At 43.6% G+C, this 22,317-nt stretch carries 21 protein-coding genes and 1 pseudogene; 6 read left to right on the forward strand and 16 right to left on the reverse strand.

Annotated features, from left to right (window positions below):
- Nucleotides 1-22 precede the first annotated feature (22 nt).
- The 9 genes from npdG to PGX00_RS10870 form a co-directional block, all read right to left on the reverse strand.
- A complete protein-coding gene (npdG, locus tag PGX00_RS10830) occupies nt 23-703 on the reverse strand; it encodes an NADPH-dependent F420 reductase (protein ID WP_272136104.1) in 681 nt (226 codons plus the stop codon).
- Nucleotides 700-1,197 (reverse strand): coenzyme F420-0:L-glutamate ligase, encoded by a 498-nt coding sequence (locus tag PGX00_RS10835; protein ID WP_322107875.1) that lies wholly within the window; start codon nt 1,195-1,197, stop codon nt 700-702. Before PGX00_RS10835 ends, npdG begins: the two co-directional genes overlap by 4 nt.
- Nucleotides 1,182-1,523: a coenzyme F420-0:L-glutamate ligase gene (locus PGX00_RS10840; protein ID WP_272136107.1), complete on the reverse strand. Its 342-nt coding sequence runs from the start codon at nt 1,521-1,523 to the stop codon at nt 1,182-1,184. The genes PGX00_RS10835 and PGX00_RS10840 overlap by 16 nt, the downstream gene beginning before the upstream one ends.
- Nucleotides 1,520-2,152, reverse strand: a complete 633-nt coding sequence (cofC, locus tag PGX00_RS10845) for a 2-phospho-L-lactate guanylyltransferase (RefSeq protein WP_272136109.1) — start codon at nt 2,150-2,152, stop codon at nt 1,520-1,522. Before cofC ends, PGX00_RS10840 begins: the two co-directional genes overlap by 4 nt.
- On the reverse strand, nt 2,152-3,111 hold the full coding sequence (gene cofD / locus PGX00_RS10850) for a 2-phospho-L-lactate transferase (RefSeq protein ID WP_272136111.1): 960 nt from the start codon (nt 3,109-3,111) through the stop codon (nt 2,152-2,154). Before cofD ends, cofC begins: the two co-directional genes overlap by 1 nt.
- Nucleotides 3,108-4,337 carry a 5-amino-6-(D-ribitylamino)uracil--L-tyrosine 4-hydroxyphenyl transferase CofH gene (cofH, locus tag PGX00_RS10855; RefSeq protein ID WP_272136113.1) on the reverse strand — a complete coding sequence of 410 codons (1,230 nt, stop codon included), beginning with the start codon at nt 4,335-4,337 and terminating at the stop codon, nt 3,108-3,110. Before cofH ends, cofD begins: the two co-directional genes overlap by 4 nt.
- Before the next feature lie 214 nt (nt 4,338-4,551).
- The gene (gene cofG / locus PGX00_RS10860; RefSeq protein ID WP_272136115.1) at nt 4,552-5,484 is read right to left on the reverse strand and encodes a 7,8-didemethyl-8-hydroxy-5-deazariboflavin synthase CofG; all 933 of its coding nucleotides are present in this window, start codon (nt 5,482-5,484) and stop codon (nt 4,552-4,554) included.
- A 352-nt stretch (nt 5,485-5,836) separates the two neighbouring features.
- Nucleotides 5,837-6,427 carry a TetR family transcriptional regulator C-terminal domain-containing protein gene (locus PGX00_RS10865; RefSeq protein ID WP_272136117.1) on the reverse strand — a complete coding sequence of 197 codons (591 nt, stop codon included), beginning with the start codon at nt 6,425-6,427 and terminating at the stop codon, nt 5,837-5,839.
- 96 nt (nt 6,428-6,523) lie between these two features.
- Complete coding sequence (locus PGX00_RS10870) at nt 6,524-7,435, reverse strand: LysR family transcriptional regulator (protein ID WP_272136119.1); 912 nt, start codon at nt 7,433-7,435, stop codon at nt 6,524-6,526.
- A 127-nt stretch (nt 7,436-7,562) separates the two neighbouring features.
- Between PGX00_RS10870 and PGX00_RS10875 the strand changes: the two genes are divergently transcribed.
- From PGX00_RS10875 to hydA, 5 genes are all read left to right on the forward strand, one after another.
- Nucleotides 7,563-8,885 carry an aspartate aminotransferase family protein gene (locus PGX00_RS10875; RefSeq protein WP_272136121.1) on the forward strand — a complete coding sequence of 441 codons (1,323 nt, stop codon included), beginning with the start codon at nt 7,563-7,565 and terminating at the stop codon, nt 8,883-8,885.
- Between the two features lie 20 nt (nt 8,886-8,905).
- A complete protein-coding gene (locus tag PGX00_RS10880; RefSeq protein WP_272136123.1) occupies nt 8,906-10,402 on the forward strand; it encodes a CoA-acylating methylmalonate-semialdehyde dehydrogenase in 1,497 nt (498 codons plus the stop codon).
- 220 nt (nt 10,403-10,622) lie between these two features.
- Complete coding sequence (locus PGX00_RS10885; RefSeq protein WP_272136127.1) at nt 10,623-11,888, forward strand: Zn-dependent hydrolase; 1,266 nt, start codon at nt 10,623-10,625, stop codon at nt 11,886-11,888.
- A 48-nt stretch (nt 11,889-11,936) separates the two neighbouring features.
- Nucleotides 11,937-13,421, forward strand: coding sequence for an NCS1 family nucleobase:cation symporter-1 (locus tag PGX00_RS10890; RefSeq protein WP_272136129.1), 1,485 nt, complete (start codon nt 11,937-11,939; stop codon nt 13,419-13,421).
- A 73-nt stretch (nt 13,422-13,494) separates the two neighbouring features.
- Complete coding sequence (gene hydA, locus PGX00_RS10895) at nt 13,495-14,892, forward strand: dihydropyrimidinase (RefSeq protein ID WP_272136131.1); 1,398 nt, start codon at nt 13,495-13,497, stop codon at nt 14,890-14,892.
- Between the two features lie 166 nt (nt 14,893-15,058).
- On the opposite strand, the gene PGX00_RS10900 is transcribed toward hydA, so the two are convergent.
- Nucleotides 15,059-15,949: a LysR family transcriptional regulator gene (locus PGX00_RS10900; protein ID WP_272136133.1), complete on the reverse strand. Its 891-nt coding sequence runs from the start codon at nt 15,947-15,949 to the stop codon at nt 15,059-15,061.
- Nucleotides 15,950-16,105: 156 nt separating this feature from the next.
- Between PGX00_RS10900 and PGX00_RS10905 the strand changes: the two are divergent.
- Nucleotides 16,106-17,307, forward strand: a pseudogene (locus tag PGX00_RS10905) (MFS transporter).
- 196 nt (nt 17,308-17,503) lie between these two features.
- Here PGX00_RS10905 and PGX00_RS10910 read toward each other — a convergent pair.
- From PGX00_RS10910 to rsxC, 6 genes are all read right to left on the reverse strand, one after another.
- Complete coding sequence (locus PGX00_RS10910) at nt 17,504-18,040, reverse strand: flavodoxin (protein ID WP_272136134.1); 537 nt, start codon at nt 18,038-18,040, stop codon at nt 17,504-17,506.
- 133 nt (nt 18,041-18,173) lie between these two features.
- Nucleotides 18,174-18,431, reverse strand: coding sequence for an RnfH family protein (locus tag PGX00_RS10915; protein WP_272136135.1), 258 nt, complete (start codon nt 18,429-18,431; stop codon nt 18,174-18,176).
- An 84-nt stretch (nt 18,432-18,515) separates the two neighbouring features.
- Nucleotides 18,516-19,208, reverse strand: a complete 693-nt coding sequence (locus PGX00_RS10920; protein ID WP_272136136.1) for an electron transport complex subunit E — start codon at nt 19,206-19,208, stop codon at nt 18,516-18,518.
- Nucleotides 19,201-19,833 (reverse strand): RnfABCDGE type electron transport complex subunit G, encoded by a 633-nt coding sequence (locus PGX00_RS10925; RefSeq protein WP_272136139.1) that lies wholly within the window; start codon nt 19,831-19,833, stop codon nt 19,201-19,203. Before PGX00_RS10925 ends, PGX00_RS10920 begins: the two co-directional genes overlap by 8 nt.
- Nucleotides 19,830-20,825 (reverse strand): RnfABCDGE type electron transport complex subunit D, encoded by a 996-nt coding sequence (locus tag PGX00_RS10930; protein WP_272136143.1) that lies wholly within the window; start codon nt 20,823-20,825, stop codon nt 19,830-19,832. Before PGX00_RS10930 ends, PGX00_RS10925 begins: the two co-directional genes overlap by 4 nt.
- Nucleotides 20,818-22,314, reverse strand: a complete 1,497-nt coding sequence (gene rsxC, locus PGX00_RS10935) for an electron transport complex subunit RsxC (RefSeq protein WP_272136146.1) — start codon at nt 22,312-22,314, stop codon at nt 20,818-20,820. Before rsxC ends, PGX00_RS10930 begins: the two co-directional genes overlap by 8 nt.
- Nucleotides 22,315-22,317: the final 3 nt, after the last annotated feature.

Raw genomic sequence — 22,317 nt, forward strand, 5'->3', positions numbered from 1 at the left:
TCTTTCTTCCTTTTTGTATAGGTTAGTGAACCGGTGGCGCGATAGTGACACCAGCGTGACTAAACGGTACTTCCTTTGAAATATTCAATCGGATCAAAATTGGGGTAAGCGCTTCAATACAGCGAGCACTTTCTGCTAAGCCAGCGTTGTAAGTATTAACGCCAAGCTTTTCGACTAACGCCATGACCTTTTTCTTTGCGTCAAGCTGATTACCACACACTAAAACATCGCAGTTAATTTGTTGTTCTAGTTGGTTTAAAGTAACAGCAGAGACATTATGCAAAGCGCCAACTACAGGGATACCATCACCGAGCAATGCTTGCGCTTCCTCTGTGGCCGACCCTTCTTTAGGCATCACCACTGCTTTTGGATTTTTTGGTGCCAAAGGCACCACTATATCGATCAAAATCTTTCCTGATAACGTCTCTTTCAACTCATTTAGGGTTGCGTTGTGAGCAGAATAAGGCACCGATAAGATCACCATCTCATCTGCTGTTTGAGTCGCTCTAACGTTGTCCATGCCTTCTATTTGCACACTACCTTCTGGTAGCAACGCATTCATCTCATCTGATATTTCAGCGGCTCTGTTACCATCACGAGACCCAATCACTACAGAGACGCCTGCTTTGGCAAACCTCATTGCCAGTCCCCGTCCTTGAGGTCCGGTCCCTCCTAAAATCGCCAATTTACTTAACTTACTCATCGAAATAGATCCTCTTGTATTGGTCTTAATATTTGACTTGCTTTACTTTCACTCGCTGTCCAGTTGAGCCCTCTAAAAATAATAATGGGAAACTTACCAGCCTTACTCATCAACAAACCTGATGCCGCAGCGAGTTCATCGGCAAACGCGGGGGCAGTGACTTTCAGCTCTCGACCCCATGCATCACCTTCACCAAAAAGGGGTTGGATAGCCGGCACTCTCGCCAAGCCAATTGCCACATTAGTTTGCCCTAATCGCCAAGGCCTACCGAAGGTATCGCTTATTACCACGCCCAACTGACAATGGTAATGTTGCTCTAATTCATCGCATAAATTCATAGCACTGGCATCTGGATTTTCAGGCAAGGTGATTAATTGCCCTTCGTGTTCGGCGTTAGATTCATCCACAGCGGCGTTAGCACATATAAAGCCCAGTTTATGTTCCGCAATTAAAATGCCCTCTTCCTGCTCCGGCCTTTTTATACTTCGGACAATTTTTTTGACTGATCCAGTACGACCTGCACCTTTCTCGGGTCTTTGTTTACGGTCTCGGCTAACGCAATAGCCTCATCTGTAGGGATTACTTCGTCGATACTGACCACCGCCCCTTCACATTTAGAAACCACTTTGTGGGCAACAACCAAAATGTCGCCTTGTTGCAACTCGCTACCTTGTTTTTTTAACGCTTGGATTACGAAAGCAGCCAAATCCATTCCCGGAGTAAAATCCGGGAGACCACCTATCGTGAACATCTCCATAGCATCGTAGCTACTGCTGTTTCGCTCAAGATCTGCTGTTGGAAGTGTCGCAAGATTGTTCATAATAGCGCTCCTTTTACCGTCAATTCAGTCTGATAGCTTGGGGACACCAGCAACAAGTCATCTGGTACATCGATATCTTGGCTAAGACTCGGAAGGTGTAGCATCTCGACAGAAAGTGATCTTTTATGGGCTTCTTGAGCATGTGCCAGCCCCGATTGCTTCCCATAGCAAAAATCGATAGCATTTGGTGGCGTTGTTAGCAAAGCATTCGTGCCTGAATCTTTTGCTAAGGCAATAACAACATCGTTGTTGTTTCCGGCTGCCGCCAGTATCTGGTCCACTTCATGCACTTCCAATTTGGCGATATCAGCAGGGATAACCATTTGATGCGAATATCCGTTTGATAAGCTCCAGTCGGTAGCCGACCCTATGGCTCGATTTAATCCTGTACTCTCGGCTTCTAATAGCACATCCGCACCATAGACTTTTGCAATTCGAGCAATCTGTTCAGAATCGGTAACTACAAGTCGATTAATATGTGCGAAATTCTCAGAGAAGAATGCGAGAGTTGCTCTGAACAGAGTTGATGCCAAAGTTTCACGCTGGGATAACGTAAGTACACCCATAAGCCGCTGCTTAGAACGGATTGGTGCCTTCATTGGTATTACAATATTGAGTCTACTTTCCATTAACTCGCCCTCATCAATTCAACGTTCAAGCACTCATCTATCACTGAGTTCATGACCGATCGTTTCTCATTGTCCGTTCGCATCCAGATATTTTGTATATGAACTCGGATACCGAGCGCTTCTATCTCTGATGCAAACTGCGCATCAACTGGATCAATGACCAAAACATCCACCAATCCTTGATAGTAATTAGCAATTCCGACCACATCGGCTCTGTAGCCAAGGCTTTCCATCAACCTAACGGCAGGCCCTTTGATCGCTTCGCCACCTATAAGTGGTGATATCGCAACAACTGGAGAAATGGTTTTAATCAATTGGCTTCGTATCTCGTCTATCGACAATATGGCTCCGATACTCAATAGAGGATTGCTTGGTGCCAGCAACACGATATCAGCCTCACGAATGGCATTGAGTGACTCTGGTGTTGCCTTCGCTTTTTCACTATCTCGATAGTGAATTTCATCAATAATCGGCTGACATCTAAGGCGAACAAAGTAATCTTGAAAACAGAGCCACTCTTTGCCAGCTTTTAACTTGGTCTGAATTGTGTCATCTGTTGGCAAAATAATAGGGACATTTACTCCATTAGCGATGGCGATATCCTGTGCGATAACCTGAGAACGATGACCTAATCGGCGTCTTTCAGTTCTGTATATATGGGTAGCAAAATCCATATCGCCAAGCTGCATCCACGTGTCTACACCCAAATCAGAAAGCCCTTTTAGTACTTTTTGATCATCGCCTTCTAAGCCCCAACCTTGCTGTCTATTAATTTTTCCAGAAAGCGTGTAGATAAGCGTGTCGATATCTGGCGAAATCCAAAGTCCATGAAAGGCTTGGTCATCACCGATATTCCCTATTACTTTCAAGCCCTGCTTATAATTGCCAAGGGCTAAGCCTAATGCCGCTTTCGCTCCTCCGACACCACCCGCGAGTAAAGTGATCTTTACGTTGCTCATACGCGCGTACCGAATCGAGCAATTTCTTGCGAGGGAAGCACCAAATAACTTGAGTCCTCTTTTTCCACTGGATACGATTTAATGTCGCGATAAAGCGTTGTACGTTGAGCGGCATCCAATCCCGCATTGTGAATAAAGCGAACCATATCTTGAGGCTCTATTTCTTGGCCATGTTCTCCCCCAGCGGCACGTGAAATACTCTCATTCATCAAGGTTCCACCGAGATCATTTGCGCCTGAACGCAGCATTTGTGACGCAACATCAGACCCCATTTTGACCCACGATGCTTGAATATTGTTTATCTGGCCCTGCAACATTAATCGAGCGACTGCATGCATTTTGAAATGCTCGTTACGAGTCGGCCCTGGACGAACCAATGTTGGGTTATCGTTATAAAGCTTCGTTTTATAGTGCACGAAACCTAAAGGGACAAACTCGGTAAATCCACCTGTCTCTTTTTGAATATTTCTTAGTTTTTCTAGGTGGTTAGCCCAGTGAGACGGTTTGTCTATATGTCCATACATGATGGTTGAAGTGGTCTTTATGCCAACTTCATGGGCCGCTTTAATAATACTCACCCAATCTTCGGTACTTAATTTGTTTTTGGTCAACTGCTCTCGAATTTCCACATCCAATATTTCAGCCGCCGTACCCGGCATCGAGTCTAGCCCGCACAACTTAAGATCTTGAAGAAATGCTTTCGGCTCCATTTTTGCCTTACGCGCGCCATACCAAATTTCAAACGGTGAAAAGGCATGGATATGCAATTTTGGTAAACGTGCTTTAATCGTTAATAAAATATTTCGATAAAAATCCGCACTCATTTGAGGATGTAAGCCACCCTGAATGCACACCTCTGTTGCTCCTTTATCCCACGCTTGCTGTGCTCGATTTGCTATTTCATCAAGGGACAAAAATTCCGCTTCTTCATGCTTAATCGGTTTGGCAAAATTGCAAAACTTACAACCCATATAGCAGACGTTGGTAAAATTGATATTACGAGTAATCACAAATGTGGCTTTCTCTCCACACACATTTCTTCTTACTTGATCAGCCACATTTAGCAGAGCTTGATACTCATTCCCTTCGGCTGAAAATAGTGAGATAGCTTGTCTTGTCGATATCTCTTTGCCATCAAGTGCTTGTTTCAGTGCGTTCTTAATCTCAGGATTAAGTCCAACTAACGAAACAGACTGGTTTGCGGGGGTGTCTTTCCATGACAACATATAAATCTCCTAAATTCGTTCTTAATGACACTGCTCTAACGCAAGGCCATCTGTGGACGCTAACGAGCAAATACGGCTAATCGGTAATGTCATCGGTCCCTTATTTGAATTCTCTAAAAATGTTGGATACACCGTTAGTCTTTCTCTTAATCGGTACCCCATTTCTCGACAATTATCGGCAAGCGATTCAATTTGTGGCCAAGCTCGCTCCGGATTAATAAAATCTTTGGTGACGGGGGATATCCCCCCAGTCATTGATGCCCGCGCGAAGATAAGATTGATAATTTTCTTCTAAATTTGGAGGGGCTTGTAAACTAATACTTGGATCGAGTAATAGCCTAGATACCGCAAGCGTTCTCAGCATGTCTTCCGCACTAGGTTCCTTGAACCCAGACATTTTAGTGCCTTGTTTAGCCCGAAAATTCTGAATGATGACTTCTTGAATATGACCGTATTTCTGGTGAATTTGATTAATGGCAATAAGGCTATCTATGCGGTCTTGCCAAGACTCTCCGATACCGATCAACAAACCTGTGGTGAATGGAATACCTAACTCACCAGCCGCTCTTAGCGTGTCGAGTCGGCGAGCGGGGACTTTATCTGGGCATGCATAATGTGCCTGTCCCCGTTTTGTTAATGCTGTACTGGTACTTTCCAGCATCATGCCCATAGAACCAGCAACCGGCTTTAACCTCTCCAATTCGGAATGAGACAGCGCGCCAGCGTTGATATGTGGAACCAACATGGTTTTTTTAAGGACTAAATCAGCCATTTCATAGAGATAGCTAACCGTGGTTTCATGCCCTTGTTGAGCTAAACGATCTCTCGCGTATTGATAGCGCATTTCTGGTCGTTCACCTAGGCTGAACAGTGCTTCCTTACACCCCATATTTTGTCCTTTAAGGGCGGTAGTCAAAACCTGCGTTGGTGTCATCAATTCCGCTTCACCAGATTCTGGTGTCTTAACGAAGGTACAATAACTACAACTATCGCGGCACATGTTGGTAAGTGGGATAAATACTTTTCTTGAGTAGGTCACCTCTCTACCCCAGTATTTGTCGCGTCGGTCACTCGCCTCTTGGCAGATCACTTTCAGAAACTCGCCTGAAGCTTTTCCCATCTGTTTCGCTATATCTTCACTCAACATATTTATTCCTTGAGTTTTGTAATATTCCCTCCTTCCTTGGAGAAAATTCAAAGTTTTACCATTTGGTATAAACTAGAAATAGCACGTTTTTTACCAAATGGTAAAGCCTTTAAGTGCATGTTTTTTTTGGTGCAGACATGAGCTGAAATGGTGATTTAATCAATAAGTTACAAGAAAATTTTGTAGTTAGATAATTAAAATATCATTGAACAAATTCAAGTTTAAAACCTGAATTAATAAGAGGTTGGCTAATTTTATATCGAATTATTTACAGACAAGGTTTTGATAATTTCTTGTTCATATTTTGAACGGAAAAATGGGGGTAAAACACCCCCAAAAAAATTAAAATGGTCTATTTTGGGGCAACAATGCCATTAATTACCATTGCGGTTAAAAATTTGGTTGCACGATCGAAATCGGATTGGAGCAATTTCTTTTTATTCAGTACTAATTCTATCTGTGCCGCAAAGTCGGCATAGGTCTGTGTCATTGCCCAGATAGAGATAAATAGATGCTCTGGTTCAATGTCCTTAAGTTGCCCCTCTTTCACCCAAGTTCGAACCAGTTCCACGTCCCTATCAAACAATGGTTTAAGGTGGTTTCTTAGATAATCCCGAATAATTGGCGCACCTGATATGATCTCTTGAGCAAACACTCGCGATGCCTGTGGGTAATCATGTGAAAGTTGAAGCTTGCCACGAATATAGGTTTCAATCACTTCTTCAGGGCAGGCGTTTCGATCTTCTGCAAACACCATACGCTCTAACCAGATATCGATAATATTTTGCAGTACTACCCGATAAAGCAGTTCTTTAGATGAAAAGTAGTAGAGCAAGTTTTGTTTTGATAGCCCACACTGGCTAGCAATACGATCCATCGTCGCCCCCTTGTAGCCAAATTCAGCAAATACCACCTCGGCACCGCGCAAAATATTCGATTCCATTGCCAACCTTGCAGACGATGGGTTGGTATTTTTTTCGCTCGTGGAACAATCTCCGACGACATACTACTCATGGTGTTTAACCTTACTGTTTTTATTCTAAATGGTTTTTGTCTGTTCTAGAGCAGCTAAAAACTCTTTCACTAATCGTGTTGGCTTGGGTGATTTTCGGTGAATTGCAGCAAATTCGCAATAGTAAGCAAACCGTGAATTGTCGATTTTTCGCATCGATCCACCCGCGACCATAATCCTCGCGAAATGTTCAGGAAGAAAACCGATATATTGCCCCGACTGAATTAGGGTGGAAATCCCTTCCTGATTCGTCGCTGCTGCACTTCTATGCAGATTAAGTGCCCTTCCTGTTTCCATATTAGGGCTACTAAAGCTTAAACCTGCGTATTTTTGAGCCATGATCAGTTCATCCGTTACCTTTGTCAAATGACCAAAGAGTGAATGCCCTTTTCCGCAGTACATATACATCTGTTCACCAAACAGCGGCATGTACTCTAAACTAGCCGAGCGCCGATGTGGTGGGATAATACCCACATGATACTGCCCTTCTAACACCCCTTTTTCGATATCGTTAACCGGTACAACATGAATATCAATCTGAACATTTGGGGCTTTCTCGATGTAGTCCGAAATAGCTTGATGCACTCGACATTCAGGATTAGTCGCGGTGGTATCAAACATGGCAATCACCAAATGCCCTTTCAAACTATGATGTAAATCGTTCACTTCATGACGAAACCCTTCAATGGATAATATCAACCGTTGAGCGGATTCATAAATATGCTCGCCCTCACTCGTCAGTGAGAAACCAGCTCGCCCTCGATGACACAGCACCAAGCCTAGCCGCATTTCTAAGTCTTTAAGATGCCGACTAATCGTTGAGCGACCGATATTCAACTCCATCTCCGCTGCGCTCAGACCACCGCTTTCTACCACCGCGATAAAAACACGCAACAGACGTATATCTAAATCCGACAACTGACCTAAAAGTGCTTTCATTGTTTCATAAACCTGAATCTTTAGTTCGATAACTTGCAATTTATCAAACTAATTAAGCTCATTAAAGTAAAAACACATTTGGTTTTCTCTCGTTCAAAGGGAAATACCGTCAAAGGAGATAAAAGCAATGGGATTGCAATCGAACAAAGAATCTATGGATGCCTACTGGATGCCGTATACCGCGAATCGCCAGTTTAAATCCGATCCTCGTATGATTTCAGGTGCCGAAGGCGCTTACTATATTGATGATAAAGGGCGAAGAATATTCGATGGGTTATCTGGTTTATGGACCTGTGGTGCGGGTCATAACCGTCCAGAAATAGCACAAGCTGTAGCAAAACAGCTTACTGAGCTCGATTATGCCCCTGCATTTCAGTATGGCCATAGCAAGGCATTTGAACTTGCTGAAAGGTTGGCGCTTCTTGCCCCTGAAGATATCAACAAAGTCTTTTTTGTTAACTCAGGTTCAGAAGCCGCAGATACCGCCACCAAAATAGCTCGAGCATACTGGCGACAAAAAGGCCAAGCGACAAAAACCAGAATAATTGGACGAGCAAAGGGTTACCACGGTGCAAGCTGGGGTGGTATTAGTTTCGGTGGTATCGGTGGAAACCGCAAATTATGGGGTCAGGCGATGGAAGCAGACCACCTATCTCACACCCTGAAACCAGAACTCGCCTTTACACGAGGCATGGCACAAACCGGTGCCGAAATGGCCGATGAATTATTAGATATGGTCGCACTGCATGATGCCTCCAATATCGCTGCCGTCATTGTTGAACCATTTTCCGGTTCAGCAGGGGTCATTGTGCCACCTGAAGGTTACCTACAAAGGCTAAGAGAAATCTGTAATCAACACAATATTTTGTTGATTTTTGATGAGGTTATTACGGGCTTTGGTCGAACTGGTCACTATTTTGGGTCACAGGCCTTCGGTGTAACACCAGACATTATCTGCGCAGCAAAGCAGATCACAAATGGCGCTATCCCTATGGGTGCCGTATTAGCAAAAGAGTCCATTTACGAAGCGTTTATGCAAGCCGGTGGTGCTGAGCACAATATTGAGCTTCCCCATGGCTATACTTATTCGGGGCACCCCGTCTCATGTGCTGCGGCTTTGGCAACGCTAGATCTTCTGGAGAAAGATGCCCTTATTCCAAGGGTCGCAGAACTGTCTCCACTGTTTGAGAAGTCTATTCACAGCCTAGCGGGGTCTAAACACGTTCTCGACATTCGTAATTTTGGCTTTGCAGCTGGTTTATCCATCGAGGCAAGAGATGGTGACCCGACTATTCGCCCCTACGAAATTGCCAAAACACTATGGGAAAAAGGATTTTACGTGCGCTACGGTGGTGACACCATTCAACTAGGGTTGCCATTTATCACCCAAGAACAAGAGATAGATAGACTTATCAATGCGATGGGCGACGCCATCAACACAACAGAATAATTAAACAAAGGAAGTTAAACATGTCAGAACATATCGGTCACCTAATACATGGTGAGATACATTGCGACAGTGAACAGACACAAGCCGTATTTAACCCAGCGACGGGTGCACAATGTGCAGTAGTAGGAATGGCGTCTACCGCAACCGTTGATCAAGCAATTTCATCGGCCAACAAAGCCTATCCTGCATGGAGAAATACCCCACCGGCCGCCAGAGCGCAGGTGATGTACCGCTTCAAAACACTACTTGAAGAAAATTCAGATAAAATTTGCGAACTGATCACTCGTGAGCACGGCAAAGTATTGAGCGATGCAAAGGGTGAATTAGCAAGAGGGATAGAGAACGTTGAATTTGCCTGTGGTATTCCAGAACTTTTAAAGGGTGAGCATAGCCGTAACGTCGGTCGGAATGTCGATGCATGGAGTGAATTCCAACCTTTGGGAGCCGTCGCTGGAATTACCCCTTTTAACTTTCCTGCTATGGTTCCACTATGGATGTGGCCAAGCGCCGTTATGTGCGGCAATACCTTTATTTTAAAACCTTCTGAGCGTGATCCTGCGAGTGTTCTTTATATCGCTCAGTTGGCCTTTGAAGCAGGATTGCCTGCCGGCGTCCTTAATGTTGTTAACGGGGGTCCAGACGTCGTTAATCAACTCATCGACGCTCCAGAAATACAAGCGGTCAGTTTTGTCGGTTCTACCCCCATAGCTGAAGCGATTTATCAGCGTTCATCTAACAACGGTAAGCGTTGCCAAGCACTCGGCGGCGCAAAAAACCACGCCGTTGTGATGCCAGATGCCGATCTAGAAAACGTGACAAGTGCCCTTATGGGAGCCGCGTTTGGATCATGTGGTCAGCGCTGTATGGCTATTTCAGTCGCAGTCGCGGTTGGAGACAAGGTTGCAGATGCATTGATCGAAAAACTCAAGCCACAGATTGAATCACTAAAAATTGGCCCAGGGACCGACAATAGCAACGAGATGGGACCGATTATTACCGCAGCTCAAAAAGATAAAGTCGCTGCTTATGTTGCTCAAGCGATTGAACAGGGTGCAGAGGCCGTTGTTGATGGAAGCACCATCGTGGTGCCCAATTATGAGTCAGGATACTTTTTTGGTGGCACATTATTCGACAAAGTAACCCCAGAAATGACAATTTATCAGGAAGAAGTTTTCGGCCCTGTGCTAGTCGTAGTAAGAGTTAAGACTCTAGAAGAGGCTGTTGAATTAATCAACGATCATGAATATGGGAACGGAACCTGCATATTCACCAGAGATGGTGAAGCGAGCCGTTATTTTTCAGACAAGGTTATGGTCGGTATGGTTGGAATTAATGTTCCATTACCCGTTCCTGTTTCTTACCACAGCTTTGGTGGGTGGAAACGCTCACTATTTGGTGATTTACATGCTTACGGACCGGACTCGATTCGCTTTTATACTAGACGTAAAGCCATTACCCAGAGATGGCCTTCAGGTGGAGTGAAAGACGGAACACTGTTCTCATTCCCAAGTTTTTAATTCACAAGCTTTAAAAGTTTCAGGCTCAATAAAGAATTCACAGGAGTGAATCAAATAATAAGGGCCTGAAAAATTTTTACCTATAGTTTTTACCATTTGGTAAATGGCACGGAAGCCAAACGAGAATGTTCTTTGAATTAAAGTGGACCTGTTGACGCTAAACAGGGCATTTACGAACGATCAGCGACGCGCTGATAAGAACAACCTAAAAGGATTTTGTATGCAAGATTTACGTGTAAATGGCGACCGACTCTGGCAAAGCTTGATGGAGATGGCGCAATTCGGATTGACCGAAAAAGGAGGTTGTAAGCGGCTAGCAGCAACAGCATTAGACGGACAAGCTCGTGATCTGTTCGTTGATTGGTGTAAAGCATGTGGCTGCACCGTCAGCGTTGATCAGATGGGCAATATTTTCGCCCGCCGTGATGGAAAAGACAACTCACTACCCGCTGTCGCAACCGGAAGTCATTTAGATACCCAACCAACGGGTGGAAAATTTGATGGCGTCTTTGGTGTATTAGCCGGCGTTGAAGTGCTAAGGACCCTCCATGAAAATAACATTGTTACTGAAACTCCGATGGAATTCTCCGTCTGGACCAATGAAGAAGGCTCCCGCTTTCAACCTGCCATGCAAGGCTCCGGTGTCTATGTTGGTCGGTTCGATTTAGAAACCGAACTGAATAAAACCGATGTCGACGGAATCCGCCTAAAGGACGAACTAGAGAAAATCGGTTATCTAGGCGACGAGAAACCGGGCAGTCGTCATATCGGAGCGTTTTTTGAAACACACATCGAACAAGGCCCTATCCTAGAGGATCAAGGCAAAACCATTGGTGTGGTTCGGCTAGGACAAGGAATACGCTGGTATAACGTCACTATTAATGGCCAAGAATCTCATTCGGGTACTACCCCAATGTATTTACGAAACGATGCCATGGTAGCAAGTTCAAAGATTATCTCTGAGATTGAAGAGCTAGCAAACCGATATGACAATGGCCTGGGTACTGTTGGCTTCATGCAGGTATATCCTAATTCTCGTAATGTTATTCCCGGTGAAATAACGTTCAGTGTTGATTTGCGTAACCCAAATGCAGACACATTAGCGGAGATGGACAAAGAATTTACAGCATTTTGCGCTAAGGTTTCACAAGAACGTCAAATCAAGATAGATATAGACCCTTTCTGGTATTTCGCCCCGATTGAATTCAACGCCTCCGATGACGTTAAAGCCGCTGCTGAATCTTTGGGTTATTCCCATATGGACATCTATGCAGGTGCTGGCCACGACGCATGCTATATGGCGGATCTCGTCCCGACTGGGATGATTTTTACACCGTGTGAAAACGGCATCAGTCACAATGAAATTGAAAACACATCACCACAAGAGTGTGAAGCAGGGGCGAATGTTCTGCTTTACACCATGCTTGAAGCCAGTGCGCGAATTGCAAAGGAATCTGCTGCTGCGCTGACTGAAGCAACCAACTAAATGATTGGTTGTTAAAAACATAAATCTCAATTGGATGAGGAAAACATTATGAAATCTAAACTAAATAAAATTGGCGAATTCTACGAACTGGATGTCGGCAAAGATTTATCAGAAAGTAAATATTTTAACGACGATTTAGCCCCTACAAAGGTGTCTGATCGTACGTGGAATAAGACAAACATCGCTGCTCTCTGGGTGGGTATGGCCATTTGTGTGCCTACCTATACGTTAGGAGGTGTGCTTACCGCTTATTTCGGGCTTTCGGTCATAGAAGCGTTATTCACCATATTTTTAGCGAACGTCATCGTCTTGGTGCCACTTACATTAAACGCATTTCCTGGCACTAAATACGGTATCCCATTCCCAATTTTACTACGTTCTTCATTTGGTATCTTCGGCTCTAACGTCCCCTGTTTGATCCGTGGCCTCGTCGCCTGTGGCTGGTTTGGAATTCAAACCATGTTTGGAGGACTCGCAATACACCTGTTGCTGTCTGAACTTTCCAGCGGTTGGGCAAGCCTAGGAAGTGTTGGAGAGGTCATCGGCTTCTTTATTTTCTGGGTACTTAATATCGGTATCGTTATCCGTGGTTCAGACTCGATCAAATGGTTAGAAACCCTTTCTGCTCCGCTATTATTGGCTGTTGGGTTTGGTCTGATGTTTTGGGCAAGCGATAAAGTTTCCTATTCTGAAATACTAATGACGCCAGCAAACCGACCTGAAGAAGCTGGATTTGCGAGCTATTTCTTTGCGGGTTTAACAGCAATGGTTGGGTTCTGGGCTACGCTTTCATTAAATATTCCAGATTTTAGTCGCTATGCTAAATCACAAAAAGATCAGATTGTAGGTCAAATTATCGGCCTTCCTTTAACCATGTTCTTCTTTGCTGCTTTAGGTGTTGTGCTAACCGCTGCATCACAATCGCTATTTGGCGAAACCATCTCAGACCCTATTACCTTAATAGGAAAAATTGAAAGTCCATTTTGGGTTATCGTAGCAATGATACTTATCATCATCGCTACGCTTTCAACAAATACCGCAGCCAATGTCGTCTCACCAACCAACGACTTCCAAAATATCGCACCTAAGCAGATTAATCATACTCGTGGCGTATTGCTGACAGGTTTAGTTGGCCTAGGTTTAATGAGTTGGGAACTGCTTAAAAAGCTACATTGGGTTGAGTCTGACGTTAGCGTAGAAGCCATGTACTCAAACTGGTTACTTGGTTACTCAAGCCTTCTTGGTCCAATCGCAGGTATCATGATCGTCGACTATTTCCTGATCAAAAAACAGTCATTAGACATCACTGCCCTCTACTCGGATAAGGACCTATACCCTTCTATCAACTATGCCGGATTTATCGCGTTCTTTGTGCCTGTTGCTTTTACCATTATTGCGGTCACATTTAACGTCATGACATGGTTTTATAACTACGGCTGGTTTACTGGAGCATTCTCTGGAGCAGCATTGTATTACCTAGCGTCAACAGTAATGGCTCAACCAGTCATGTCCAGCTCACCTGAAGAAGCGTAAAGAACATTAATGGCTTACTTTTTCGTTGCATCTGTCAATGGATTGGTAAGCCATTTTTTTAAAAGGATGTAATATGAAATTACTTATCAAAGGTGGTGACATCGTCACCCATGAAAAAACCACAACAGCAGACGTATATTGTATTGATGGAAAAATAGAAGCGATTGGACTTAACCTCGATGTTGCCAAGGATACAGAAATAGTTGACGCAACAGGTAAACTTGTCATGCCTGGTGGCATTGACCCCCATACCCACATGCAGCTCCCATTTATGGGAACAGTCGCTTCAGATGACTTTGCGTCCGGAACCGCTGCCGCACTGGCTGGCGGAACAACAACCATCATCGATTTTGTTATCCCGTCTCCTCAGCAACCACTTATTGAAGCGTATCATCAATGGAAAGACTGGGGCTCACAATCACAGTGTAACTACAGCTTCCATGTTGCTATTACTTGGTGGGATGAAACCGTACACCAAGATATGAAGACGCTCGTTGACGAACACGGCGTAAACAGCTTTAAACATTTTATGGCCTATAAAAACGCCATTATGGCCACCGACGATATATTAGTTTCAAGTTTCAGCCGCTGTTTAGAACTTGGGGCCGTCCCGACTGTCCATGCTGAAAATGGCGAATTAGTTTATCATTTACAACAAAAGTTACTTGAAAAAGGTATTACTGGTCCTGAAGCTCATCCTCTTTCAAGACCCCCTATTGTTGAAGGTGAAGCGGCTAACCGAGCCATAAATATCGCAGGTACATTAGGTGCGCCTATTTATCTTGTTCATGTCTCCACTGAAGAAGCCGTTGATGCTATTCAGTACGCGAAACAAAATGGTCAAATTGTCTTTGGTGAATGTTTAGCAGGCCATCTTGTTGTGGACGACAGTGTTTATCAAGACAGCGATTGGGGTAAGGCAGCAGCGCATGTGATGAGCCCTCCATTCAGACCCAAAAAGCATCAAGATGCGCTATGGAAAGGTTTACAAAGTAACGCAATCCAAACAACAGCAACGGACCACTGTGCTTTCTGCGCAGAACAAAAGGCGATGGGCAAAGACAATTTCACTATGATTCCAAATGGCACTGCTGGCGTAGAAGAACGTATGATGGTGCTTTGGGATAAAGGTGTGAACCAAGGGCGATTAACACCAAATGAATTTGTTTCCGTCACTTCAACCAACGCTGCGAAGATATTTAATCTCTATCCACAAAAAGGGGCGATTGCGGTCGGGTCAGACGCAGATATCGTTATTTGGGACCCTAAAGCAGAGAAAACACTCTCGGTAGACACTCAGTACTCGAAAATTGATTTTAGTATATTTGAAGGAATGAATATCGTCGGTATACCTGTCACTACCATCTGCAACGGCAAAGTTGCATGGGATAATGGCGAAATTAAAACCCAACCGGGAGATGGCAAATATATTACTCGCCCCCTTATGCAACCTACTATCAGAGCCAATTAAAAAGAAACGAACTAAGTGAACCAGAGGCCGTTTCTCGCTAGGGAGTGTTGCTAGTATTGGTAAACCAACATCATCACCAAAACAGCGTGATAACACGACACGGGTTCCGTTATCACGCTGACTATATGACATTAAAATAAATAAACAGCAAGTGCTGTTAACTAGGTCAATTTACATATTGTCCTGTCCGGACATGCTCGACTATGTAATCTCTAAAGGCCTGATTCGCTCTAGAAAGATAGCTATCACGTCTCCACGCTAAACTAAGCTCGATATAAAAAGGATCAGCAAAGGGTCGAGTGACAATCTCATCATCGTCTTGTATCGCCACTTTCCACATAGGCGAAATCGCAAACCCCTTTCTAATAAGCGATTTTATCAATGGTAATAGGTTACTAGAAAATGCGATATTTGGTGTAATCTGCTCTTCGCTACTAATCCTTTCAATCAAAGAGTGATGGTAATAGCCTTTTCGAAACAGCACCAATTCATGAGCGAGGAAGTCTTTATACTCGATCAGTTCTTTGTCTGCTAGTGGATGATCTGGCGCCATGCATACCACCATCTCCTCTTTGATGAGTTTTACACTATCTAATTCTGCTCTAAGATAATGGTCAGCTACGACACCTAACTCCAAGTCCCCGTTAATAAGCCTTTCTCGAATATTTTGCGTGCCATCATCAATGATATTCAAACTCAACCCCGGATACTCACTCTTAAACCCCATAATGATGGGTGGGAAGAAATACGACCCGATCATACTCGGTACACCAATTTCAACCTGACCTTTATCTAAACCTTCTAATGCTTGCATCGACAACTTAGCATCATTAGTCAACATCAAGATCTGTTTTGCATGCTGCAGAAATTCACTACCTGCGTTGGTTAACGACACGCCATTATCTCGACGGTGTAGAAGAGGCATTTCCAATTCCATTTCCAGTTTTTTTATACTCGCACTGATAGCAGGTTGAGCAAGGTTCATTCGGCGTGACGCTGCCGAGATTGACCCTTCTTCCGATACCGCAACAAAATGACGTAACTGCCTTAATTCCATTTCAACAACCTCAGTGGTGACTTCCCCAATCAATGCTGGCAACAGCTTAAATCTAGGGTATAAATTATATTTATGGCTTAGATAAAAATAACATATTATATTTATTGGACAAGCTTAATTATGCTACACGAATCGTCCATTTAATTGCTAATAGCTGTGAAAAACTTAACTCATTACCAACGACTCACTCTTGCTGTATGTCTTAGCTCCGTTGTCACTTTCGCCAATATTTATTGGTTACAACCTTTACTTCCTCTCATACAACAAAGTTTTAACATCAGCAGCTTACAAGCCAATTTTGCAATGTCAGCACCGTTATTAGGCATGGGGTTGGGGTTACTTTTTATCGCCAGTTATTCCGATGCATTTGGTCGTTGCTCTATATTACTTGTTGGTACCGCACTAGGACTATGTGTTTCATTACTCTTGCCTTTAGTGGAAGATTATTCACTTTTTTGGTGCTAAGGTTTCTACAGGGCGCTTTTTTGTCTGCTTGTCCTGCGGTTGCTGTCCCCCTTCTTGGTGACGAGTTAAGAAAAAGTTGGCTTCCTGCTGCTGTAGGGTTCTATATCGCCTCTAACACCATGGGAGGAATCAGTAGTCGGTTATTAGGTGGCGTAAGCACCGAATATCTTGGGAGTTGGCAGGCTGGTGGATATGTGATTGCCTCCATCAGTACGGTACTGTTTTTCGCGATTTTTTATTGCTTACCCAAACAAAGACATTTTAAACCTCGTCCCTTTCACATTCGGTCCAGCCTTCAAGCTTATAAATCACACCTGAAACGTCCTAAGTTGGTATTGACCTATATTATTATCGGTCTAACCTTTGGTTGTTTTGTTAATCTAACCAATTATCTTATGCTGGTACTAGAGCAAGCCCCTTATAACCTACCAAGTGACATACGTAGCTTAATGTTTCTTACCCTGCTTGGTGGTACTGCTAGCGCTTCTTTTGCCGGGAAATTTTCTAAAAAATTCAGCCAAACTTCTGGGTTATGTGTCGGCGTGAGTACCATGCTTTTAGCTAACTTTCTTCTTGGTAGCGGTCAACTAGCGATAGTTGTCCTTGGGATGATTTTCTTAGCGGTTGGGTTTTTCTTTTGTCACGCAAATGGCAGTACGCTCATAGGTAGAAGTGTCAAAAAAGATAAGGGCAGTGCTCAAGCGCTTTACAGTCTATTTTACTATTCAGGTGCCAGCCTTGGCGTATTTTTCTTTGAGCCATTTTACCAAAATTGGGGATGGCAAGGCGTATTAGCAAGCAGCCGCACTGTATTAACGGTATGTCTAATACTGGTCTTTATTTTTCAACTCGCAAGTCATCGAAACAGGCCCAAGCTTTCTCCTTCTGTTTGAATTTGAATCGTCTTCATACCATTAGCACTAATAAGATGAGAAAAAGGAATTTGATCTTATAGGTTATTTTGTGGAAGTGGTATGAATGAATTAATCTGACATTTAGACAAAACAGAAAAAAATGGTGCTTATTTCTAAACACCAAATGCCTGTATTACTGGATCATTATTATTATAAAATTTCTAACATTTGTTTCTTACAACCCCATTTCGGCTGTTATTTGTTCTACCCAACCGGCTATCCGCTCATCACAGAGACCCGCTTGATTATCCTTATCAAGGACTAAACCAACGAAAGCATCTTCATCCACAGCCGTGGACTCATTAAATTCATACCCTTCCGTTGGCCAACGCCCAACCAACTCTGCACCACATTCAACAACACAGTCGTACAATTCGCCTAAGCCATCGACAAATTCGTTAGGGTAGTTCACTTGATCACCAAGCCCGAATAGCGCGACCTTTTTACCCTCAAGGTTCATGTCATCAAAGTTAGGAACAAACTCCTCCCAACTTTCTGTTTGACACTCAGCCGTCAACCCTGGAAGCAGCCCTTCCCCATAGGTAGGTGTTCCCAAGATAAGAAAATCATATTCATCAAATACTGATGCATCGACTCGGTTAATGTTGAGAGGTTTTGCGGCAATATCTTCACCTAACTGTTTATAGATAAATTTTGCATATTTCCTAGTGCTGCCAGAATCTGTTCCGAAAAAAATACCAACTTTAGACATAATTCACTCCTTGAAAACGTTACTGTCTCTGTTACTTTTGCAAACTCCATGCCTTACTTTATGTTATTGTTTTAAATGAATAATATTTTCACCGCCCGAAGAATTACGAACAATTTGTCTGAAAGACGACATATCAATCGTCATCCTCTTCATCGTCTGGTTGCCAAACAATAGGCCGGTATATCTCTACTCTATCACCATCGCTTAGCGAAGCTTCTAGAGACGATACCTTGCCAAAGATGCCAACTTTCTGCCTATCAAGTTCAATCGACGGAAATATAGTTAATATTCCACAGGTATGGATAGCGGTCATCAAAGTCGAATGCTCCTCAACCTCAACGGGTAACCAAACCTGCTCTTCGGGTAATGCATAAACCACACTCACTTTCATAGCCAACTCCTTCTTGTTGGAACTCAACAATGTACGGAAAATCCTAATAATATTTGTAGAAATCAATACCTGTGGAGGTGCTCACTAGCTATTTGTCAGAGCGGCTTTTAAATTGTCACGTCTCTGTTTTGCCATTAGCTCTAGTTTTTGTTTCACACCAAGCATCGCTCCTAAAATTAAGAAGCCGCCAGGTGGCAAGATCACCAATAACAACCCTCGATAATCCGGTATAACCGTTAGTTCAAGAAAAGAAAAACTGTCCCCAAGAAGAAGGCTCGCATTGGAAAAAATTGTTCCACTACCTAATACTTCTCTGATTCCACCCAACACAACCAGTACCCACGTAAATCCAAATCCCATCGCCACGCCATCGATAAATGCTGGAAGAACTGTCGTTTTTGACGCAAATGACTCGACTCTACCCAAAATCGCACAGTTGGTAACTATAAGAGGGATAAACAAACCAAGAACCTTATGTAACGGATGCAACCACGCGTTCAACATGACATCGGTCAGGGTAACCAAGGTCGCGATAATAATAACGTTAATCGGTATTCGAACCGCTTTACTGATTAGATTTTTTCCTAAAGAGACCAGAACGTTTGACGCAATCAATACACCTGTTGTAGCTAACCCTAATCCTAACCCATTGGTAGCACTGCTTGTCACAGCAAGCAAAGGACACAATGCTAATGACTGACTTAATACTATGTTGTTATCTAGCAGGCCATCTTTCGTGATCTTTTTATATTGTTCGAGTTTAAGTGAGTTACTCATCATGACTCTCCTTGTCTTGTTGCAATGCTAACAATGCATTGTGAACGCCCTTCACTACACTTCTCGGTGTTATCGTTGCCCCAGAAAACTGATCAAAATCGCCACCATCCTTTTTAACAGCCCATATCGGAGTGTTTTGTAAAGAACGGAGATTAAAGCCCAATACCCAATCAGTTTTCACTTTTTCTATCTTATCCCCTAACCCCGGAGTTTCAGTGTGACTAAGAATACGAACCCCTTGAATTGTGCCGAGTGTGTCAACACCCATTAAAAAACGAATAGCACCGCTATAACCCTCTTGTTCTCCACGAACAACATAGAACAACACTTCATCGTTGTGATCTTTTGCTTCATACAACTGGTAAAAGTGCCCGTCGTATTCGATTTCACGCTCGTTAGCAAAGACTTGATTTGAAAAATGTTGTCCATTAAGCACCTCAGACAATAAGGCGTTTTGATCCTCTGCTACACGTTGGGCAATAATAGGTGTAGTGTAAAACTGCACCGTAGCTAATAGTACTGCGGCAACACCACAGCAAATAGCTAACGAAATACTCTGATAAGAGATCTTCTCTTTCCACTTATCTATTACCGATTTTTTTATCGTCATTGTTTGCATGTTCATTTCCCCACCGCCGACTTGCTGCCAAAAATATTCGGACGCAGGTAATGGTCAATCAATGGGCTAGCAGAATTCATGATCAATATTGCAAATGCCACACCCTCTGGGTAACTCCCGAAGCTCCTGATTAACCAAATCAATACACCACAGCTTGCGCCATAGACCAACTGCCCTCTCACACTCGTCGGTGATGTCACCAAATCCGTGGCGATATAAAAAGCGCCAAGCATGGCAGCCCCACTAAACAAATGGGTAGATACCGACAAGTACTCATGCGAATTAATTGATGAGCTAATCAAGGCGGGAATAGCGATTCCCAAAAGAAATGAAACAGGAATGGCCCAATGAATGATCCCCTTATAGATTAAATAAAGTCCCCCAGCCAAAATCAATAACGTGCTTGTTTCTCCTAAACTGCCTGAATGAGTGCCTAAGAACAGCGATGTAAATTCCGTGGTTTGATCCACAACACCACTCAATGCCGTAGCCGCAGTAACGCCATCAAAATGAAACCACTCTTGTGGCACAAACAATTGATTATTACTGAAGTCTATTGGCACAGGCATTGACCAATTTGTCATCTCAACGGGAAAGCAGATAAGTAGCATAACCCTCGCAACCATTGCTGGATTAAACAGATTTTGACCTAGCCCACCAAAAATTTGCTTACCAACAATAATTGCAAATGCACTGCCTAATGCACATAACCATAAGGGCGCGGTAGGAGGCAAACTGATGGCCAATAACAGCGCCGTTAACAATGCAGACCCGTCTATACAGGCTTTCGGGTTGCGAACCATCACTTTAAGGCATAATAGCTCTGTTGCTACCGCAACCACGCAACAGGTCGATAGTATGTAAAGACTATTTAAGCCAAACTGATAAACGCCGAAAACAACCGTTGGTAGTAACGTTAAGATAACGATATACATGATTCGGACGCTGGTATTTTCACTGTGAGAAAACGGCCCTGTTGCAGATTCATAATTAATCATTAACGACCTCCTTAACTTTTTCATTTCTAGTTGACGCTCGTTGCGGTCGCTTACGACGTCCAGCTTTAGCCGCTTTTGCAGCACGCTTCGCTTCTGCTTCTTTAACTAACCTTAGTTTTCTGGCTTCGGTTAAAGCTTTAGCCTGAGCGGATTTCTTCTCTTTTAACTTGTTGGCGTTTATCGCCCCTTTAGCATGATGGAAGTATTGAACTAAGGGGATGTTAGAAGGGCAAACATAGCTGCACGCGCCACAAGCTAAGCAGTAATTAACGCCCAACTGCTCGGTTTTAGTAAAATCTGAGATACGGCTATATGCCGCCATCTGAAATGGCATCAGTCCCATAGGACAAGCGCGAACACATTGTCCACAACGGATACATTCTTGTTGGCTTGATGCTTTTACTTCATCCCCAGTTAAAGCAAGGATACCGCCAACACATTTATCTACCGGAATATGTGGGGAGGTAATCACTTGTCCCATCATAGGTCCACCAAAGATAAGTCGTTCCGTGTCTTCGCTGAATCCTCCGCAATACTCCACTATCTCGCGAACGGGTGTACCAATCGGCACTTCAATATTGAGAGGTTTCTGGATCCCCTTCCCTGATACCGTTACCAAACGACTCACTAATGGTTGATTAAAACGAACCGCATGGTAAACGGCTCTTGCCGTCGCAATATTGTTGACCAGTATGCCTATTTGCGTAGACAACTGACCAAGGGGAACCGTCTTACCCGTAACGGTCTTAATTAAATGACGTTCTGAACCCATGGGGTAAATACTCGGAACACTCATCACACGTATATTTGAATCTTGATCCGCATACGAGGTTAATTGTTCTAATGCCGCTGCTTTATTGTCTTCCACCCCAATTATCGCTTGCTGTGCGCCCGACGCTTTTAACATTAATCGAATGCCCGCAATCACTTCAGCAGAATATTGCTGCATCGCTAGATCATCACAGGTAAGGTAAGGTTCACACTCCCCACCATTAATCACTAACGTGGTCACATTCGCTTGTTTAGCAAACTTCAGTTTAGCTGCCGTAGGAAAGCCTGCTCCTCCAAGACCGACAATTCCTGCGTTCTGGATTTTGCTAATGATTTCTGTCGAATCTAGCGCGTAGAAATTACCTGGCGTAGTGTGTGTCCCCCATGTTTTATCTTGATTGGAACGGATAATAATGGTTTCACATTTCGCTTTAGAGGGATGAGATGTTTGATGATTAGTAATGCCTGTGACGAGCCCGTTCACAGGGGAATGAACTGGCGCTATCATATCCGAACGACCAACAGCCACCAGTTGGCCTCGCGTCACTCGATCCCCCACCTCGACGACCGGTTTCAATAACGCGCCATTTCTTAACTGCATGGATAGGTAAACATTTTTAGGCCAAAAGTCTTTCGCTATGCCTTTGTGTTTAGTCAGTGACTTATAAGTTTTAGGGTGTATCCCACCGCTAAACGGACGGCCAAAGATAGTTTTCATTTT

The sequence above is a fragment of the Vibrio algarum genome (assembly GCF_028204155.1).
In the GTDB taxonomy this organism is placed as follows: Bacteria; Pseudomonadota; Gammaproteobacteria; order Enterobacterales; family Vibrionaceae; genus Vibrio; species Vibrio algarum.

Coding starts and splice junctions, on each gene's coding strand:
- npdG (WP_272136104.1), bottom strand. CDS start 703: ATGAGTAAGTTAAGTAAATTGGCGATTTTAGGAGGGACCGGACCTCAA.
- PGX00_RS10840 (WP_272136107.1), bottom strand. CDS start 1,523: ATGAACAATCTTGCGACACTTCCAACAGCAGATCTTGAGCGAAACAGC.
- cofC (WP_272136109.1), bottom strand. CDS start 2,152: ATGGAAAGTAGACTCAATATTGTAATACCAATGAAGGCACCAATCCGT.
- cofD (WP_272136111.1), bottom strand. CDS start 3,111: ATGAGCAACGTAAAGATCACTTTACTCGCGGGTGGTGTCGGAGGAGCG.
- cofH (WP_272136113.1), bottom strand. CDS start 4,337: ATGTTGTCATGGAAAGACACCCCCGCAAACCAGTCTGTTTCGTTAGTT.
- cofG (WP_272136115.1), bottom strand. CDS start 5,484: ATGTTGAGTGAAGATATAGCGAAACAGATGGGAAAAGCTTCAGGCGAG.
- PGX00_RS10865 (WP_272136117.1), bottom strand. CDS start 6,427: ATGGAATCGAATATTTTGCGCGGTGCCGAGGTGGTATTTGCTGAATTT.
- PGX00_RS10870 (WP_272136119.1), bottom strand. CDS start 7,435: ATGAAAGCACTTTTAGGTCAGTTGTCGGATTTAGATATACGTCTGTTG.
- PGX00_RS10875 (WP_272136121.1), top strand. CDS start 7,563: ATGGGATTGCAATCGAACAAAGAATCTATGGATGCCTACTGGATGCCG.
- PGX00_RS10880 (WP_272136123.1), top strand. CDS start 8,906: ATGTCAGAACATATCGGTCACCTAATACATGGTGAGATACATTGCGAC.
- PGX00_RS10885 (WP_272136127.1), top strand. CDS start 10,623: ATGCAAGATTTACGTGTAAATGGCGACCGACTCTGGCAAAGCTTGATG.
- PGX00_RS10890 (WP_272136129.1), top strand. CDS start 11,937: ATGAAATCTAAACTAAATAAAATTGGCGAATTCTACGAACTGGATGTC.
- hydA (WP_272136131.1), top strand. CDS start 13,495: ATGAAATTACTTATCAAAGGTGGTGACATCGTCACCCATGAAAAAACC.
- PGX00_RS10900 (WP_272136133.1), bottom strand. CDS start 15,949: ATGGAATTAAGGCAGTTACGTCATTTTGTTGCGGTATCGGAAGAAGGG.
- PGX00_RS10910 (WP_272136134.1), bottom strand. CDS start 18,040: ATGTCTAAAGTTGGTATTTTTTTCGGAACAGATTCTGGCAGCACTAGG.
- PGX00_RS10915 (WP_272136135.1), bottom strand. CDS start 18,431: ATGAAAGTGAGTGTGGTTTATGCATTACCCGAAGAGCAGGTTTGGTTA.
- PGX00_RS10920 (WP_272136136.1), bottom strand. CDS start 19,208: ATGAGTAACTCACTTAAACTCGAACAATATAAAAAGATCACGAAAGAT.
- PGX00_RS10925 (WP_272136139.1), bottom strand. CDS start 19,833: ATGAACATGCAAACAATGACGATAAAAAAATCGGTAATAGATAAGTGG.
- PGX00_RS10930 (WP_272136143.1), bottom strand. CDS start 20,825: ATGATTAATTATGAATCTGCAACAGGGCCGTTTTCTCACAGTGAAAAT.
- rsxC (WP_272136146.1), bottom strand. CDS start 22,314: ATGAAAACTATCTTTGGCCGTCCGTTTAGCGGTGGGATACACCCTAAA.